The organism is Daquilactobacillus linshuiensis (assembly GCF_052828685.1).
This window is the reverse complement of record NZ_CM128255.1, coordinates 799,570-814,400: the sequence shown is the minus strand read 5'-3', so window position 1 is coordinate 814,400 and position 14,831 is coordinate 799,570. Positions and strand designations below refer to the sequence as shown.

The window sequence follows — 14,831 nt, the reverse complement described above, 5'->3', positions numbered from 1 at the left end:
TCGCTTTTTTGGTACACTTAAACTATTATGAATAATAAAAAAAGTTATGAATATCCAATTGAATACGATTGGGATACAGAAGAAATTACAAAAGTAATTAATTTTTATAATATGGTGGAATCTATATATGAAAAAGGAGTAGACAAAAAAGAGTTTATTAATAGTTATAATGAGTTTAGAAAAATTGTTCCTATGAAGATGGATCAAAATAACTTGTCAAAGAGATTTGAAAAAGAATCAGGATATTCTATTTATAAATCTGTAAAGGAAGTTCAAAGGTCTACAGGGAATTTTGTTAAGTTTTAGAAAATAAAAAAACCACGGTTGGGGGACCGTGGTTTTAAATACATTATTTGGGGAATAAATGTATTTGTTGGGGATGTTCGTCTTGGGGAAGACGACGATATGAAAAATATCAAAGTTTAGTTAAACAATTTATTTAACTAACGTAACTATAATCTAATACTTGTATAAAAAAGTCAACACTTTTTTGCAGAAAAAATCAAAAAAGTGTAAAAATTGAACTAAAATATAATAGATTAACGTGTATGATGAGGAGGCAAGGAAAATGAACATAGAAAAATTAACTATAGATATTAAAAATATTTTAAATGATGTCTCTGAAATTCTAAAGGATAGTATGGAAGATGAACTAATTATTTCTACTAAGAGTAATAAAAATGACTTAGTAACTAATATGGATAAAAAAATAGAAAAATTTATTATTGAAAGAATAAAAACTAACTATCCAAACGCACAAATTTTTAGTGAAGAAGGATTTGGCGATAGTATTAATAACCTCTCTGGATTAATTTTTTTTGTTGATCCTATTGATGGGACTTTAAATTATGTAAAAGAAAGAAAAGATTTTGCTTCTATGATTGGCGTGTATTTTGATGGTAAGCCTATTTTGGGTGCTATTATGGACATAATGGCCAATAAGTTATACATAGGTGGGCCTGAAACAGGAGTTTTTTGCAATGAAAAAAAACTTCGAACTCCTGAGAATAGAAGTTTGAATGATTCTTTAATTACGATAAGCTCTCGACTAACTTTCAATGAAGAAATAAATATGAAAAAAATTATTCAACAAAGTAGTGGATTAAGGGTTTTGGGCAGCGCTGGAATAATTTATGGAAGAATGCTTGAAGATAGACAAAATGCTTATATTTCAAAATTAGCGCCTTGGGATTTAGCAGCTGGTAAAATTTTACTTGAAACATTGAACTTTAATATAGTAGGGATTGACGGAAAGCCTATAAATATGCTAAAATCACAACCTGTAATTATTGGAACAAAGCAATTAACCCAAGAGGTTCTAAATATCTTGAATTAGAGCCAATTGAGCTGTGATTTTCCAGATATCACAGCTTTTTTATTGCCTAAGATTTTTATAAAAATTGTAATTAAATTTGGAAGGAAGAAAAAACTTTGAAATTAAGAGACGATATTAGAAATATTGCTATCATTGCTCACGTTGACCACGGTAAAACAACTTTAGTTAATGAAATGTTAAAGCAATCTGATACATTAGATTCACATACTGAAATTGATGACCGTGCTATGGATACAAATGATATTGAAAAAGAACGTGGTATCACAATTCTTTCAAAAAATACAGCTGTTAAAGTAGACGGAAAACAAATTAATATCTTGGATACGCCCGGACATGCTGACTTTGGTGGAGAAGTTGAGCGTATTATGACAATGGTTGATGGTGTATTACTAGTTGTTGATGCTTATGAAGGAACAATGCCTCAAACTCGTTTTGTTTTGAAAAAAGCATTTGAACAAAATCTTACACCTATTGTTGTTATCAATAAAATTGACCGTGAGGGTGCTCGCCCAGCGGAAGTTGTTGATGAAGTACTAGAATTATTTATTGAATTAGGTGCTGATGAAGATCAACTTGAATTCCCAGTTGTATATGCTTCAGCAATGAATGGTACAACAAGTCTAAGTGATGATATTTCAACACAAGAACATACTATGGAACCATTGTTTAAAACAATTTTGGATACAATTCCAGCTCCCGTTGATAACTCTGATGAACCATTGCAATTCCAAGTTTCAATGCTGGATTACAATGATTTTGTTGGACGTATTGGTATTGGTCGTGTATTCCGTGGAAAAATTAAGATTGGTGATCAAGTTACTGTTATGAAACTTGATGGATCAACTCAAAACTTCCGTGTTACGAAAATGTTTGGTTTCATTGGACTTCAAAAAGTTGAAATTCAAGAAGCTAAAGCTGGTGACTTAATTGCCTTGTCAGGTATGGAAGATATTTTTGTTGGAGAAACAGTAACACCTGTTGATCATCAAGAAGCATTACCAGTGCTTAGAATTGATGAACCAACACTACAAATGATGTTTTTAGCAAATGATTCTCCATTTGTTGGACGTGAAGGTGATTTTGTTACTGGTCGTCAAATTGAAGATAGACTAAGATCACAATTACATACTGATGTCTCTTTAAAAGTTGAAGATACAGATCAACCAAGTGCTTGGATGGTATCAGGTCGTGGTGAATTACATCTATCAATCCTTGTTGAAGAAATGCGTCGTGAAGGATTTGAATTACAATTATCACGTCCAGAAGTTATTTATAAAGAAGTTGACGGAGTAACTTGTGAGCCTTTTGAAGCAGTTCAAATTGACACACCTGATGAATATGTTGGATCTGTTATAGATTCAATGTCACAACGAAAAGGTGAAATGAAAAACATGGAAAGTACAGGTAATGGTCAAACAAGATTGTCATTCCTTGCTCCTTCTCGTGGATTAATTGGATATTCAACTGAATTTTTATCAATGACAGGTGGTTATGGAATTATGAATCACACATTTGATTCATACCAACCAGTTGTTAAAAATTGGGAACCAGGACGTCGTAATGGTGCATTGGTTTCAATTAATCAAGGACCTACAACGACATATAGTTTACAATCTGTTGAAGATCGTGGACAATTGTTCTTAGGCGCTGGTGTTGAAGTTTATGAAGGTATGATCGTAGGACAAAGCTCTCGTGATCAAGATATTGCTGTTAATGTAACTAAGGGTAAGAACTTAACAAATACACGTGCTTCTGGTAAAGATCATTCAGCAGCGATTAAAACACCTAAGACTCTTTCTCTTGAAGAATCAATTGAATTCTTGAATGAAGATGAATTATGTGAAGTAACTCCTGAAAGTGTTCGCTTACGTAAAAAGATTTTGAACACAGGTGAAAGACAAAAAGCTGCAAAGAAAAAGAAAATGGCTAAATAATATATTTAATAAAAACCGGTGACTACCGGTTTTTTTGTTATAATGATTTCTTCTTTTTACCATATTTGATGATATAATTAATTTTATTAAACAAGGAGAACATCAACGTGAGTTCAAAATTTAGATATTTAGATTACTGGATACTAATTCCATACTTAATATTGCTAGGAATTGGCATTGTAATGGTTTACTCAGCAAGCTTTGACACAGTTATGGTTCATGGAGGAGCTGCTTCTTCGTATTTTATAAAACAAATGATGTATGCGTCTATAGGACTAGTATCTTGTGTTATTGTATTTATGTTAAAAATAAATAAACTTAAGAGTTTAAAACTAATTCAGTTTTTTTTATTTATAACAATAATTTTATTGATATATTTATTAATAAGAAAAAAAATAGATCCTACTTCAGCAATTAATGGTGCTTCAGCGTGGATTAATGTTGGCTTCTTTAATATTCAGCCATTAGAAATCGCCAAATTAACATTAATTCTTTATTTTTCATTTATCTTCAGTAGAAGACAAGAGCGATTAGTACCTGGAAATATCATTCAAGAACTTTCAGGTCCTTTAATTATAGGATTCGTAATTTTATTATTAGTTATTTTTCAACCTGATTTTGGAGGTACAGGAATTTTATTTTTCATTGGAATTGTACTGATATCAACTTCCGGAATTCCAAAGAAAAGTATGGCACTAATGAATGCTGTGTGGATTATTCCGATGTCTATCGTTTATTACGTCTTAACACATAATCATTTTGCTTTTTTACAAAAATATTATCAATATCGACGTTTTATGGCGTTCAAAAATCCTTTTAAATATGAATCAGGAATTGGCTCACAACTTGTTAATTCATTATATGCAATTAATAATGGTGGATGGTTTGGTGTAGGTTTAGGTAATAGTATTCAAAAGCGTGGATATTTACCTGAACCATATACTGACTTTATACTGTCTATTACAAGTGAAGAACTTGGATTTGTTGGTGTATTATTAATTTTAGGGTTATTGTTTACTATTATGTTTAGATGTATTCAAATTGGTATCAAATCAACGGATACATTTAGATCACTACTAGTGTTTGGGGTGGCTGCTATGCTTTTTGCACAGACTTTTTTAAATGTGGGTGGTTTATTAGGATTAATTCCTCTTACAGGTGTTACACTTCCATTTATTAGTTATGGTGGTTCTAGTTTAATTATATTATCAATTTCAATAGGAATTGTTTTAAATGTTAGTGCTTCAGAGAAATTTCAAGAAGTTCAAAATAGATAGGTGATAAAAATGAACGCAAGAAAGGGCTTAATTATTTGGTTATATTCATTACGAGGACAAAAAGAATTAAGAAAATTTGGTAACATATATTATATTTCTAAAAAAATGAAATATGTAATAATGTATATTGATAAAAATGATATTGATAAAGTTGTTAACAAAGTTTCTCGAATGAAATTTGTTAAAAAAGTTGAATTTTCTTATCGTGATGAAATTGATATGAATTTTGAAGAAAAAATCGGTGCTTCCGAAATTAAAGATACAGTTTTTAGCGAATAGGAGTTATTATGAGAGTTGTTTCAGGCGAATTTCGTGGATTAAATTTAAAAGCGGTACCAGGTAGTTCTACAAGGCCCACTTCTGCTAAGGTTAAAGAGTCAATTTTTAGTATTATTAATCCACATATGGTTGATAGTGGGATTTGTTTGGACTTATTTGCTGGCACAGGTTCTCTTGGAATTGAAGCAGTGTCAAGAGGATATGCTAAAGCATATTTAGTAGATAAAAATTTTAAGGCTATTAAGACAATAAAAGAAAACCTTGAAAAAACTCATGCGGATGATAGATTTATTATTCATTTTGGCAGTGCTAATGATGCGCTAAAAAAATTTAACGATGAATCCATTAAGTTTGATTTAGTATTTTTAGATCCGCCATATAGAATGCATATAACTGACGAGATTGTTCAAAAAATGATAGATGACGATTTGGTAAATGATGGTTGTATATTTGTCATTGAAACAGATTATGAAGTTGAATTATCCAATAATAATCACTTAAAAGTACTTCAAAAAAAGAAATATGGAGAAACTCAAATATTAGTATATGAGTATGAGGGGTAAAGATTATGCCGGAAAAAGTAGCGTTATATGCTGGGAGTTTTGATCCTATTACTAATGGTCATTTAGATATAATTCGTCGTGCTTCAAAAGTATTTGACAAAGTCATTATTGCTGTGATGACTAACACTACGAAGAAATATTTATTTACCTATGGTGAAAAAGAAGATCTTATAAACAGTCAAGTGGCTAACTTGCCAAACGTAAAAGTGATTGATGGAAAAAATAGACTTACAGTCGATCTTGCTAATGAGTTAAAAGTGGATGTTTTGATTAGATCAATGAGAAATACAAATGATTTTATATATGAGTCAGGAGTTTCTCAAATAAATCATTTACAAGATAGAAATATTGAAACATTATATTTATTATCAGATCCTAAATATGCTAATATTTCTTCAAGCATGATTAAAGAAATCATTACTTTTGGAGGAAATGTCAGTCAATTAGTTGCTCCAGAAGTAGAAAATAAATTAAAACAAAAAATTAAAGGAATTCATTAAAAAATGAATTCCTTTTTTCGTAATTTTATTTAGAAGGTGAAATTATGATTGATAAAATAAAAGAAAAAGTATTAGAGAAAAAAATTGAATATGCAATAATTATTATCTTAATAATTATATTAATTTCTGGAATTTTTGTTTTAAAACAAAAACCAGCTGTTCAAACTAGCCAAAATGAAAATGTTTTTAAAGAAAATATTAAACATAAGAAAACTCAAAAAGTACAAAAGAATGATTCTGAACAAATATATGTAGATATTCAAGGCGAAGTTAATAGACCTGGTTTTTATAGATTAAAATCAAATTCAAGAGTATTTGATTTACTTCAATTAGCTGGTGGGCTAAAAGAAACCGCTGATTTAAAAAATGTAAATCAAGCTAAGAAAATTTCAGATCAAGAACAAGTTTATATACCAAAAGTTGGCGAGAATATGCAAAATTCAAATCAAAAAGAAAATGTTGCTTCAATTGATGAGAATACAAAGAAACAACAGGTTAATATAAATACGGCTGATGTTAGTGAGTTACAAAAGTTAACAGGAGTAGGTCCTAAAAAAGCTGAGCAAATAGTGCAGTTCAGAGAAGAAAATGGTGGATTCAAAAAGCTCGAGGATTTAACAAAAGTCTCAGGAATTGGTGAGAAGACATTAGAAACTCTAAAAGAACAAATAATGGTTTAGTATTTGAAAATAAGTATTTAATAGTGTCTGTTTTCATTTCACTATTATTAGGATTTTATTTTACACAAAAATATATTTTTCTTTTATTGTTAATATTCATAGTAATTAGAACAGTATATTTAAAATATTATAGATTTTTAATTATTATTTTAGTCACAATATTTGCAACTCTTATTAGAATAAATTTTTTGCCACAGAATACAAATTATCAATACAATCAATTAATTATAAAAATAAAACCAACTGAATTGAAAAAAGTAAACGATGTATATACTGCAGTTGGAAATAATGACAAAGAAAAATTTAGTCTTTTAATTAATGCTTTTGATGAATTGAAACAAAAAGAAAATAAAATTATTTATTTAAAAACTACAGACTTTGACTTAGAAGACATAAAAGGACCCACAAATTATGCAGAAGTAAATTTTAAAAAATATTTTTTTTCGAAAAATATTTTTCGTAGAGTGAAAATCAATTCTTTTGATGTGGCATATGTTGATCCTTCTTCCATAGAAGAGAAAATATTACTATTACGATTTAAACTAGAAAAAAGATTTCAAAAATTACTTCCTACATTAAAATTTAATACTACTAGTTTATTACTTGGACTTAATGAAAATGATGAACAAAATAAAATATACTTAAATGATTTTAGTAAATTAGGAATAATACATTTGTTCAGTTTATCAGGCATGCATTTAATGTTGTTAGTTTCATTTATAAAAAAAGTATGTAGTATTTCTAAAATATGTACGACTGAAACTCTTGAAATATTGCTATTTTTGATACTTCCAATCTACTGTGTATTGGTTGGAACAAAAACAAGTATTTGTAGAGCAACAATTTTAATTTTAGAAAAAATAGTAATAAAAAGATTAGACATTAAAATACCCGAAACCGAAATTTTTGGAATTGGCATGATTTGCGGATTGTTTTTTGATCCTAAGTGCCTCTTATTATTAGGGGGACAACTTACATATTTACTTTCATTTGCATTAATTTATTTAAAAAAATTATCAATATTTAAATTATCGTTTGCTATAAATATGTTATGTATGCCTTTAATTATTTTTAATAACTATGAAATAAACATATTAACTATTCCTATTAATGTATTTATGACACCTATTTTTGAATGGATAATATTACCCACAACTTTGATTGTTGGTATTGTGGGCAATATACAGATATTTGAAATAATTAATAGATTTATTTATGATGCTTGTCATCAAATATCAAATATTAATTCATTTAGCATAATTACGGGAAAAATATCAAATGTGATAGTAATAGTTCTAATGGTATGCGGTTTAATTATGATCTCTGATAATAAATTTAAAAACAAATTCAAAAGATATTTTATTATTATATTTACATTGTCCATATTAATTAATAAAATTCCTCTTTCAGGGCAAGTAACTCTAATTGATGTTGGTCAAGGAGATAGTATATTAATAACAACACCAATTAGAAGAAAAGTGTTTTTAATAGATACAGGAGGGAAATTAAACTTCAAAAGACAAAAAAATAAAAACTTTAATGTTGATAAAATCACTATTCCTTATTTAAAGAGTCAAGGTATATCAAAAATAGATGGCATTTTTTTGTCACATCAAGATGCTGATCATATTGGTGACTTAGGTATTTTATTGCAGCACTTTAATGTAGATAGAGTATATTTTGGAGAGGGAATGCAAGCAAACAAAAAAATACAAAAAGTATTATTACCATATGTTAATAGAATAGAAATAAAGCCTGTTATAGCGGGCCAAACTTTGAATTTTGATAATATATGTTTTAATGTTTTAGCTCCAACGAATCCAGGTATTGGAGAAAATAAAGATTCAATGGTCTTACAAACGAGAATTTGTGATAAGAACTGGCTATTTACTGGTGATTTAAATAGAGAAAAAGAACTCGAAATAGCTAATAGTTTCAACTTACAAGTTGACTACTTAAAAGTAGGACATCATGGAAGTAAAACTTCAACAGATCCCAAGTTTATTAATCAAATAAAGCCAGAAATAGCATTTATTTCTGTTGGTAAAAAAAATCGATATGGTCATCCTAATAAAGAAACAATTGAAACTTTAAAAGCTCAAAATGTAAAAATTATTAAAACCAGTCAATATGGTATGATTAAATGGAACTATTGGATAAATAGTAAATATAAATTACATAGCTATTTAGGAAAATAAAATGAATTTAAAAGAATTACAAAAAAGTATAAAAGAAAAGATAGAACCAGTTTATATGGTGGTGGGTAATGAATCTAGTTTAAATGATAAAGCTCATGAGATATTTAAAAATATACTTACAAAAGAAGAGCTGGATATGAATTTTAGTTCTTTTGATTTAAAAGAAGTTTCTCTTGAAGATACAATAAATGAGGCTATAACGGCTCCTTTTTTTGGTGAACGTAGACTGATATTTGCTGAAAATCCATATTTTCTAACTGGAGAAAAAGTTAATATAGAACAAAATATTGATTTATTAGTTGAATATATTAAAAATCCTATGCAGTCATCTTCCTTAGTTATTTTTGCGAGCTATGAAAAATTGGATACTAGAAAAAAAATTGTAAAAGAATTAAATAAAATTGCAACAATTGTTGATACATCAACTATTAATGCAAACCAGGTGAGTGGATATGTAAGAACTTTAATAAACAATAATGGGTATGATATCGACAATGATGCTTTGAATTTGTTAGTACAAAAGACAAATTCTAATTTCTCGGTAATTGAATCACATCTAGAAAAATTATATTTATTTAAATTAGATACAAAAAAAATCGACCAGGAGTCGATTGATAAGTTAGTGCCCAACACTTTAGATGATAATGTTTTTGATTTAGTAAATGCTATATTAAATAAGGATACATTTGTAGCAGAGGACTTATATCAACAGTTAATGGTACAAAAAATTGATCCGATTGCTTTAAATGGATTAATTCTTTCACAGTTAAGGTTATTGATACAAATTAACATACTCATGGAAAAAGGTTTAACTCAATCAACAATAGCGCAAACATTGAAGGCACATCCGTTTAGAATTAAGATGGGAGCAAATCAAGTTAAAAAAATTCCTATGCAAATTTTGAAGGATATGTATCTTTATATAGTTGATATAGATTATAAAATGAAAACAGGTGCTGACAATAAAGAAATGTTATTTGATTTATTTATAGCTAAATTTTCGTAAAATAAAAAAGCCATCATTGATGGCTTTTATTATTTGTTATTTAGTTTTGCTAATCTTGATTTATCACGAGCAGCTTTGTTTGCTTTGATAAGACCTTTTGATTTGGCCATATCAATAGCTTTAGAAGCATCTCTAAACAATTGTTCAGCATCTTTGCTACCATTGGCAGCAGCAGTTTCAAATTTCTTGATAGTAGAGCGCATAGCACTCTTTTGTGAAGCGTTACGTAAGTTAGAACTTGCAATAGTTTTAACTCTCTTCATTGCTGACTTAATTTGTGGCATATCTTTCACCTCCGATAGCTCTTAAACTCAATACGTTAAATTATACAAAAATCTATACTACATTGCAATAAAACTTTCTAAAGTATTGATTTTATTTCTAAATTACTGTAAATTATTTACTTGTAATACCGATACTCAGTTTGTTGTTTTCACCGACGCTTACTTAGTATTTGGTTTATATATTTAATAAAAAGGTGGAAATTGAAATGGCTATTTCAAAAGAACAAAAGAACGAAATCATTAAAAAATATGCTACAAAAGAAGGAGATACTGGTTCTCCAGAAGTTCAAATTGCTGTATTGACTGCAGACATTAATGCATTAAATGAACATTTGAGCATTCATAAGCAAGACCATCATTCATATGTTGGTTTGTTGAAAAAGATTGGTCATCGTCGTAACTTACTTGCTTACTTAAGAAACAAAGATGTTACTCGTTACCGTAATCTAATTAAATCTTTAGGACTACGTCGTTAAGATTAGAACTCGCGAAAGCGAGTTTTTTTGTTTGCTTTCTTTTATGTAAATAGTAAGTGTGATAAAATTCTCTATAGGTGTAGACAAGTTGTCTAATTAAGACAAAAAATTTTTTTATAAAAAAATTCTACAAAAAATATTAAAGAGGTTTTTACATGGATAATATTAAAATTATCCTCTTAGGCGGAGTGCGTGAAAATGGAAAAAATATGTACGCTGTCGAAGTAGGAGATGAAATTTTTATCTTGGATGCTGGTTTGAAGTATCCAGATAATGAATTATTAGGTATTGATGTTGTTGTACCCGATTTAACTTACATAAAAGAAAATATTGATAGAATTGTTGGAATTTTCCTAACACACGGTCATGCTGATGCAATTGGAGCTCTTCCTTATATAGTATCTGATTATGATATTCCTGTGTTTGGTTCTAAGCTAACAATAGCTTTAGCAAAAATAACTACTCAAGGTGATAAAAAGAGTAGAGGATTTAAAGAATTTCATGAAATTGATGAAAATACTGCAATTGATTTTGAAAATGCGTCAGTATCTTTTTTCAAAACCACACATTCTATTCCAGATTCATTAGGTATTGTTGTCAAAACTCCAGAAGGTCAGATAGTTTATACGGGTGATTTTAAGTTTGATCAAGCTGCCATACCAATGTATCAAACGGATTTCGGACGTATTGCAGATATTGGCAAAGAAAAAGTTCTGGCATTACTGAGTGACTCAGCAAATGCAGATTCTCTTTATGAAAATTCAAACGAAAGAGATATTGCAGAATATATTTTAGATACTTTTAAATATCATACCGGAAGAATAGTTGTCGCTAGTGTTGCTTCAAATATACAAAGAATGCAGCAAATTATTGATGCGTCAGCTGCTTTAAAAAGAAAAGTGGCTATAGCAGGTAAAGATGCAGAAAAAATCGTAAGAACGGCTATGAAGCTTGGATATCTAAAAGTACCTGATGATGTCTTAATTAGTGAAAGAAGCCTTAAAGATTTTGATCCAGAGCAAATAGTTTTAATTGAAACAGGTCGAATGGGCGAGCCAATTAAATTACTTCAACGCATGGCTAATGCTAAACGTGGACCTTTTAAAATTTTAGAAGGTGATTTAGTTTTTATTGCAACTACTCCAACCTATGCAATGGAAACTATAGTAGCAAAAACTCGTGATATGATTTATCGAGCTAATGCTGAGGTAAAAACAGTAAGTGATGGATACCATCCATCTGGTCATGCAAATAAAACTGATTTACAATTGATGATTAATTTATTAAGGCCTGAAAATATAATACCTATTCAAGGAGAATATAGATTACTAGATAACCACGGTAATTTAGCAAATGAAACAGGTATTTCTTATAAAAATATTTTTATGACTCAAAAAGGTGACGTTCTTGAGTATCATAATGGACAGTTTCATTTTGGAAAGGCTATTGAAGCTGGGGACACAATGATTGATGGAATTGGTGTTGGAGACATTGGCTCAATTGTATTAAGGGATCGTCAAATGCTTGCAGAAGACGGTGTATTTATTGCTGTAGTTACAATTGATCGAAAGAAGAAAAAAATAGTAGCTAGGCCTAAAGTAAATGCTCGCGGATTCATTTATATGAGAGATAATAGAGAATTGCTTAATGATAGTATTGATGTGATTACAAAAGCTATTGAAAACAATTTGGAAAATAAAGAATTTGACTGGGCAAATTTAAAGCAAGATGTGAGAGAAGACCTGAATAAATACTTATATGAACAAACTAGACGTCATCCGATGATTTTGCCAATTGTAATGGAAGTTAATCAAAATCGACATCGTACACGCAAATAGATCGGCTATACGCCGGTCTTTTTAATTATTTGAAAGATGGAAAAATGATGGATAATAACGAAAAAAATAATCTAGTAAAACAGGGCAATGAAGCATTTGAAAAACATAATTGGAAAGAAGCAATTTACTTTTTTGGACAAGCATCATTAATAAAAAATGATTTTGCAATTAATAAAAAAATAGTAATTAGTTTATTTAAAATTGGAAAATTTGATGATGCAGTTGAACAAAGTTCACTTTTTTTAGATGAATATTTAAATAATGAAGAAGATATGAATTTATTATTTGATATTTTTATTGGAGCTAAAGAATTTTTACAAGCTAACCAACTTCTTAATTTAATAAAAAATAATAAAGAAATAATAAATAAGGTTAGAAATGCTGAAATTGAGTATCAAAAAAATAATTTATTAGAAATAAAAAATCAAGAAAAAGATTTAATGTCTTTAGTAATAATGCCAATTGGAATACAAGCTTCAAAAATAAGAGATATGAAACATTTACCATTAAATAATTATTTAAAAATTTCAGAAAATTTATTATTAAATCCATATTTACATCCACTTTTAAAAAACGAAATCACGGAGAATTTAATTAAATTAAAAATTAATAAAGAATATACAATTAGTTTTTTTGGAGAGTTAAAAAAATTTAATCCATCAAGTTTAAAGTCGCTATTTGTATCAAAAAAATATATTGAGATTAAAGAACTATTAAAAAAGAAACTAGAAACATACAGTGATGTTGAATATAATCTATTGTTAAATGAGTTTTCACTTTATATTTCAATGCTTCATCCTTTCATAGATCAGATAGTAACTTATCCTAATGAATGGATTGATATTTATTTAAATAAATATGAAAAAAAAGATATAAAGCTCACTCAAAACGGTGAGATGATTGAAAAATGGTTAGATAAATTTGAAAAATTATTAAACAACTTTAATGAATAATTTAAAAAAATCAAATAAACTTATTTACTTTTATCATATACGACCGTATAATTCTAAGAGTATATTTTTAGGTAATTTTATTGCATAAAAACCTAAAAGTAGTATAATCAAGCATTGAAGAGTGAGCTGCAAGACTCTTTTTATTTTTGCAGTAGAATTCTTACGAAAGCATAATTAGGAGGAATCTTTTAATGGCTGAAAAAGAACATTATGAGAGAACAAAACCCCATGTAAATATTGGGACAATTGGTCACGTTGACCATGGTAAAACAACTTTGACAGCAGCAATCACTAAAGTATTAGCTGACCAAGGCTTGGCTCAAGCCCAAGACTACGCTAATATCGATGCTGCTCCAGAAGAAAAAGAACGTGGTATTACAATTAATACAGCTCACGTTGAATATGAAACAAAAGCACGTCACTATGCACATATTGATGCTCCAGGACATGCTGATTACGTTAAGAACATGATCACTGGTGCTGCACAAATGGATGGTGCCATCCTTGTTGTTGCTGCTACTGATGGTCCTATGCCACAAACACGTGAACATATCCTACTTGCTCGTCAAGTTGGTGTTGACTACATCGTAGTATTCTTGAACAAAACTGACTTGGTTGATGATGACGAATTAGTTGACCTAGTTGAAATGGAAGTTCGTGAATTACTATCAGAATATGATTACCCTGGTGATGATATTCCTGTAGTACGTGGTTCAGCTCTAAAAGCTCTTGAAGGTGATGCTGAACAAGTTGCTAATGTTCAAAAACTTCTAGATATCGTTGATGAATATATTCCAACACCAGAACGTGATACAGACAAGCCATTCTTGATGCCTGTTGAAGATGTATTTACAATCACTGGTCGTGGTACAGTTGCTTCAGGTCGTATTGACCGTGGTACAGTTACTGTTGGTGATGAAGTTGAAATCATTGGTTTGAAAGAAGAAATTCAAAAGACAACAGTTACAGGACTAGAAATGTTCCGTAAGACATTGGATTCAGGTGAAGCTGGAGACAATATCGGTGCTCTTCTACGTGGTGTTGACCGTGATCAAATCGAACGTGGACAAGTTCTAGCTGCTCCAGGTTCAATTCAAACTCACACTAAATTCAAGAGTGAAGTTTATATCATGTCAAAAGATGAAGGTGGACGTCATACTCCATTCTTCTCAAACTACCGTCCTCAATTCTACTTCCATACAACTGATGTTACAGGTGTTATCGAACTACCATCTGGTGTAGAAATGGTTATGCCTGGTGACCAAGTTACTTTTGAAGTTGACTTGATTGCTCCAGTTGCTATCGAAAAAGGTACAAAATTCACTGTTCGTGAAGGTGGACGTACTGTTGGTGCTGGTTCTGTTACAGAAATCTTGGACTAACATAAGTTTATCCAAAAAACTCAAGACATTGTCTTGAGTTTTTTTGTTTTATCAAATAAATAAACGGTGAAATATTTACAACCATATACATTTAGGGTAGAATTAATAAGTATGAGATTTACAGA

The 14,831-nt window shown here is 29.5% G+C and carries 15 protein-coding genes; 14 read left to right on the top strand and 1 reads right to left on the bottom strand.

Annotation, left to right across the window (positions count from 1 at the left end; genetic code table 11):
• The first annotated feature begins 27 nt into the window (after positions 1-27).
• The 10 genes from ACUV9F_RS04235 (at position 28) to holA (ending at position 9,773) form a co-directional block, all read left to right on the top strand.
• Positions 28-306: a UPF0223 family protein gene (locus tag ACUV9F_RS04235; RefSeq protein WP_446183121.1), complete on the top strand. Its 279-nt coding sequence runs from the start codon at positions 28-30 to the stop codon at positions 304-306.
• A 262-nt stretch (positions 307-568) separates the two neighbouring features.
• Positions 569-1,336 (top strand): inositol monophosphatase family protein, encoded by a 768-nt coding sequence (locus tag ACUV9F_RS04230; RefSeq protein WP_446183120.1) that lies wholly within the window; start codon positions 569-571, stop codon positions 1,334-1,336.
• Between the two features lie 95 nt (positions 1,337-1,431).
• Positions 1,432-3,270, top strand: coding sequence for a translational GTPase TypA (gene typA, locus ACUV9F_RS04225; protein ID WP_446183119.1), 1,839 nt, complete (start codon positions 1,432-1,434; stop codon positions 3,268-3,270).
• Positions 3,271-3,377: 107 nt separating this feature from the next.
• Positions 3,378-4,547: an FtsW/RodA/SpoVE family cell cycle protein gene (locus tag ACUV9F_RS04220; RefSeq protein WP_446183118.1), complete on the top strand. Its 1,170-nt coding sequence runs from the start codon at positions 3,378-3,380 to the stop codon at positions 4,545-4,547.
• A 9-nt stretch (positions 4,548-4,556) separates the two neighbouring features.
• Positions 4,557-4,826 (top strand): YlbG family protein, encoded by a 270-nt coding sequence (locus tag ACUV9F_RS04215; protein WP_446183117.1) that lies wholly within the window; start codon positions 4,557-4,559, stop codon positions 4,824-4,826.
• A gap of 8 nt (positions 4,827-4,834) precedes the next feature.
• Positions 4,835-5,389 (top strand): 16S rRNA (guanine(966)-N(2))-methyltransferase RsmD, encoded by a 555-nt coding sequence (gene rsmD, locus ACUV9F_RS04210; protein ID WP_446183116.1) that lies wholly within the window; start codon positions 4,835-4,837, stop codon positions 5,387-5,389.
• A gap of 5 nt (positions 5,390-5,394) precedes the next feature.
• Positions 5,395-5,889 carry a pantetheine-phosphate adenylyltransferase gene (gene coaD, locus ACUV9F_RS04205; RefSeq protein WP_446183115.1) on the top strand — a complete coding sequence of 165 codons (495 nt, stop codon included), beginning with the start codon at positions 5,395-5,397 and terminating at the stop codon, positions 5,887-5,889.
• Positions 5,890-5,933: 44 nt separating this feature from the next.
• Entirely contained in the window at positions 5,934-6,569 is a 636-nt protein-coding gene (locus tag ACUV9F_RS04200; RefSeq protein ID WP_446183114.1) for a helix-hairpin-helix domain-containing protein, read from the top strand.
• Positions 6,570-6,757: 188 nt separating this feature from the next.
• On the top strand, positions 6,758-8,767 hold the full coding sequence (locus tag ACUV9F_RS04195) for a DNA internalization-related competence protein ComEC/Rec2 (protein WP_446183113.1): 2,010 nt from the start codon (positions 6,758-6,760) through the stop codon (positions 8,765-8,767).
• A 1-nt stretch (position 8,768) separates the two neighbouring features.
• Positions 8,769-9,773: a DNA polymerase III subunit delta gene (holA, locus tag ACUV9F_RS04190; RefSeq protein ID WP_446183112.1), complete on the top strand. Its 1,005-nt coding sequence runs from the start codon at positions 8,769-8,771 to the stop codon at positions 9,771-9,773.
• Positions 9,774-9,802: 29 nt separating this feature from the next.
• Here the strand turns inward: holA and rpsT are convergent, their stop codons facing one another.
• The gene (gene rpsT, locus ACUV9F_RS04185; RefSeq protein ID WP_446183111.1) at positions 9,803-10,057 is read right to left on the bottom strand and encodes a 30S ribosomal protein S20; all 255 of its coding nucleotides are present in this window, start codon (positions 10,055-10,057) and stop codon (positions 9,803-9,805) included.
• Between the two features lie 206 nt (positions 10,058-10,263).
• Here rpsT and rpsO point away from each other — a divergent pair, with 206 nt between their 5' ends.
• The 4 genes from rpsO to tuf all read left to right on the top strand — a co-directional run bounded on the left by rpsO (position 10,264) and on the right by tuf (position 14,706).
• Positions 10,264-10,533 carry a 30S ribosomal protein S15 gene (gene rpsO / locus ACUV9F_RS04180; RefSeq protein WP_446183110.1) on the top strand — a complete coding sequence of 90 codons (270 nt, stop codon included), beginning with the start codon at positions 10,264-10,266 and terminating at the stop codon, positions 10,531-10,533.
• Between the two features lie 155 nt (positions 10,534-10,688).
• Entirely contained in the window at positions 10,689-12,371 is a 1,683-nt protein-coding gene (locus ACUV9F_RS04175; protein WP_446183109.1) for a ribonuclease J, read from the top strand.
• 47 nt (positions 12,372-12,418) lie between these two features.
• Positions 12,419-13,324, top strand: a complete 906-nt coding sequence (locus tag ACUV9F_RS04170) for a hypothetical protein (RefSeq protein WP_446183108.1) — start codon at positions 12,419-12,421, stop codon at positions 13,322-13,324.
• A 191-nt stretch (positions 13,325-13,515) separates the two neighbouring features.
• The gene (gene tuf / locus ACUV9F_RS04165; protein ID WP_446183107.1) at positions 13,516-14,706 is read left to right on the top strand and encodes an elongation factor Tu; all 1,191 of its coding nucleotides are present in this window, start codon (positions 13,516-13,518) and stop codon (positions 14,704-14,706) included.
• Positions 14,707-14,831 lie beyond the last annotated feature (125 nt).

Coding starts and splice junctions, on each gene's coding strand:
- ACUV9F_RS04200 (WP_446183114.1), top strand. CDS start 5,934: ATGATTGATAAAATAAAAGAAAAAGTATTAGAGAAAAAAATTGAATAT.
- ACUV9F_RS04170 (WP_446183108.1), top strand. CDS start 12,419: ATGGATAATAACGAAAAAAATAATCTAGTAAAACAGGGCAATGAAGCA.
- ACUV9F_RS04235 (WP_446183121.1), top strand. CDS start 28: ATGAATAATAAAAAAAGTTATGAATATCCAATTGAATACGATTGGGAT.
- rpsO (WP_446183110.1), top strand. CDS start 10,264: ATGGCTATTTCAAAAGAACAAAAGAACGAAATCATTAAAAAATATGCT.
- ACUV9F_RS04215 (WP_446183117.1), top strand. CDS start 4,557: ATGAACGCAAGAAAGGGCTTAATTATTTGGTTATATTCATTACGAGGA.
- rsmD (WP_446183116.1), top strand. CDS start 4,835: ATGAGAGTTGTTTCAGGCGAATTTCGTGGATTAAATTTAAAAGCGGTA.
- holA (WP_446183112.1), top strand. CDS start 8,769: ATGAATTTAAAAGAATTACAAAAAAGTATAAAAGAAAAGATAGAACCA.
- ACUV9F_RS04175 (WP_446183109.1), top strand. CDS start 10,689: ATGGATAATATTAAAATTATCCTCTTAGGCGGAGTGCGTGAAAATGGA.
- tuf (WP_446183107.1), top strand. CDS start 13,516: ATGGCTGAAAAAGAACATTATGAGAGAACAAAACCCCATGTAAATATT.
- rpsT (WP_446183111.1), bottom strand. CDS start 10,057: ATGCCACAAATTAAGTCAGCAATGAAGAGAGTTAAAACTATTGCAAGT.
- ACUV9F_RS04230 (WP_446183120.1), top strand. CDS start 569: ATGAACATAGAAAAATTAACTATAGATATTAAAAATATTTTAAATGAT.
- coaD (WP_446183115.1), top strand. CDS start 5,395: ATGCCGGAAAAAGTAGCGTTATATGCTGGGAGTTTTGATCCTATTACT.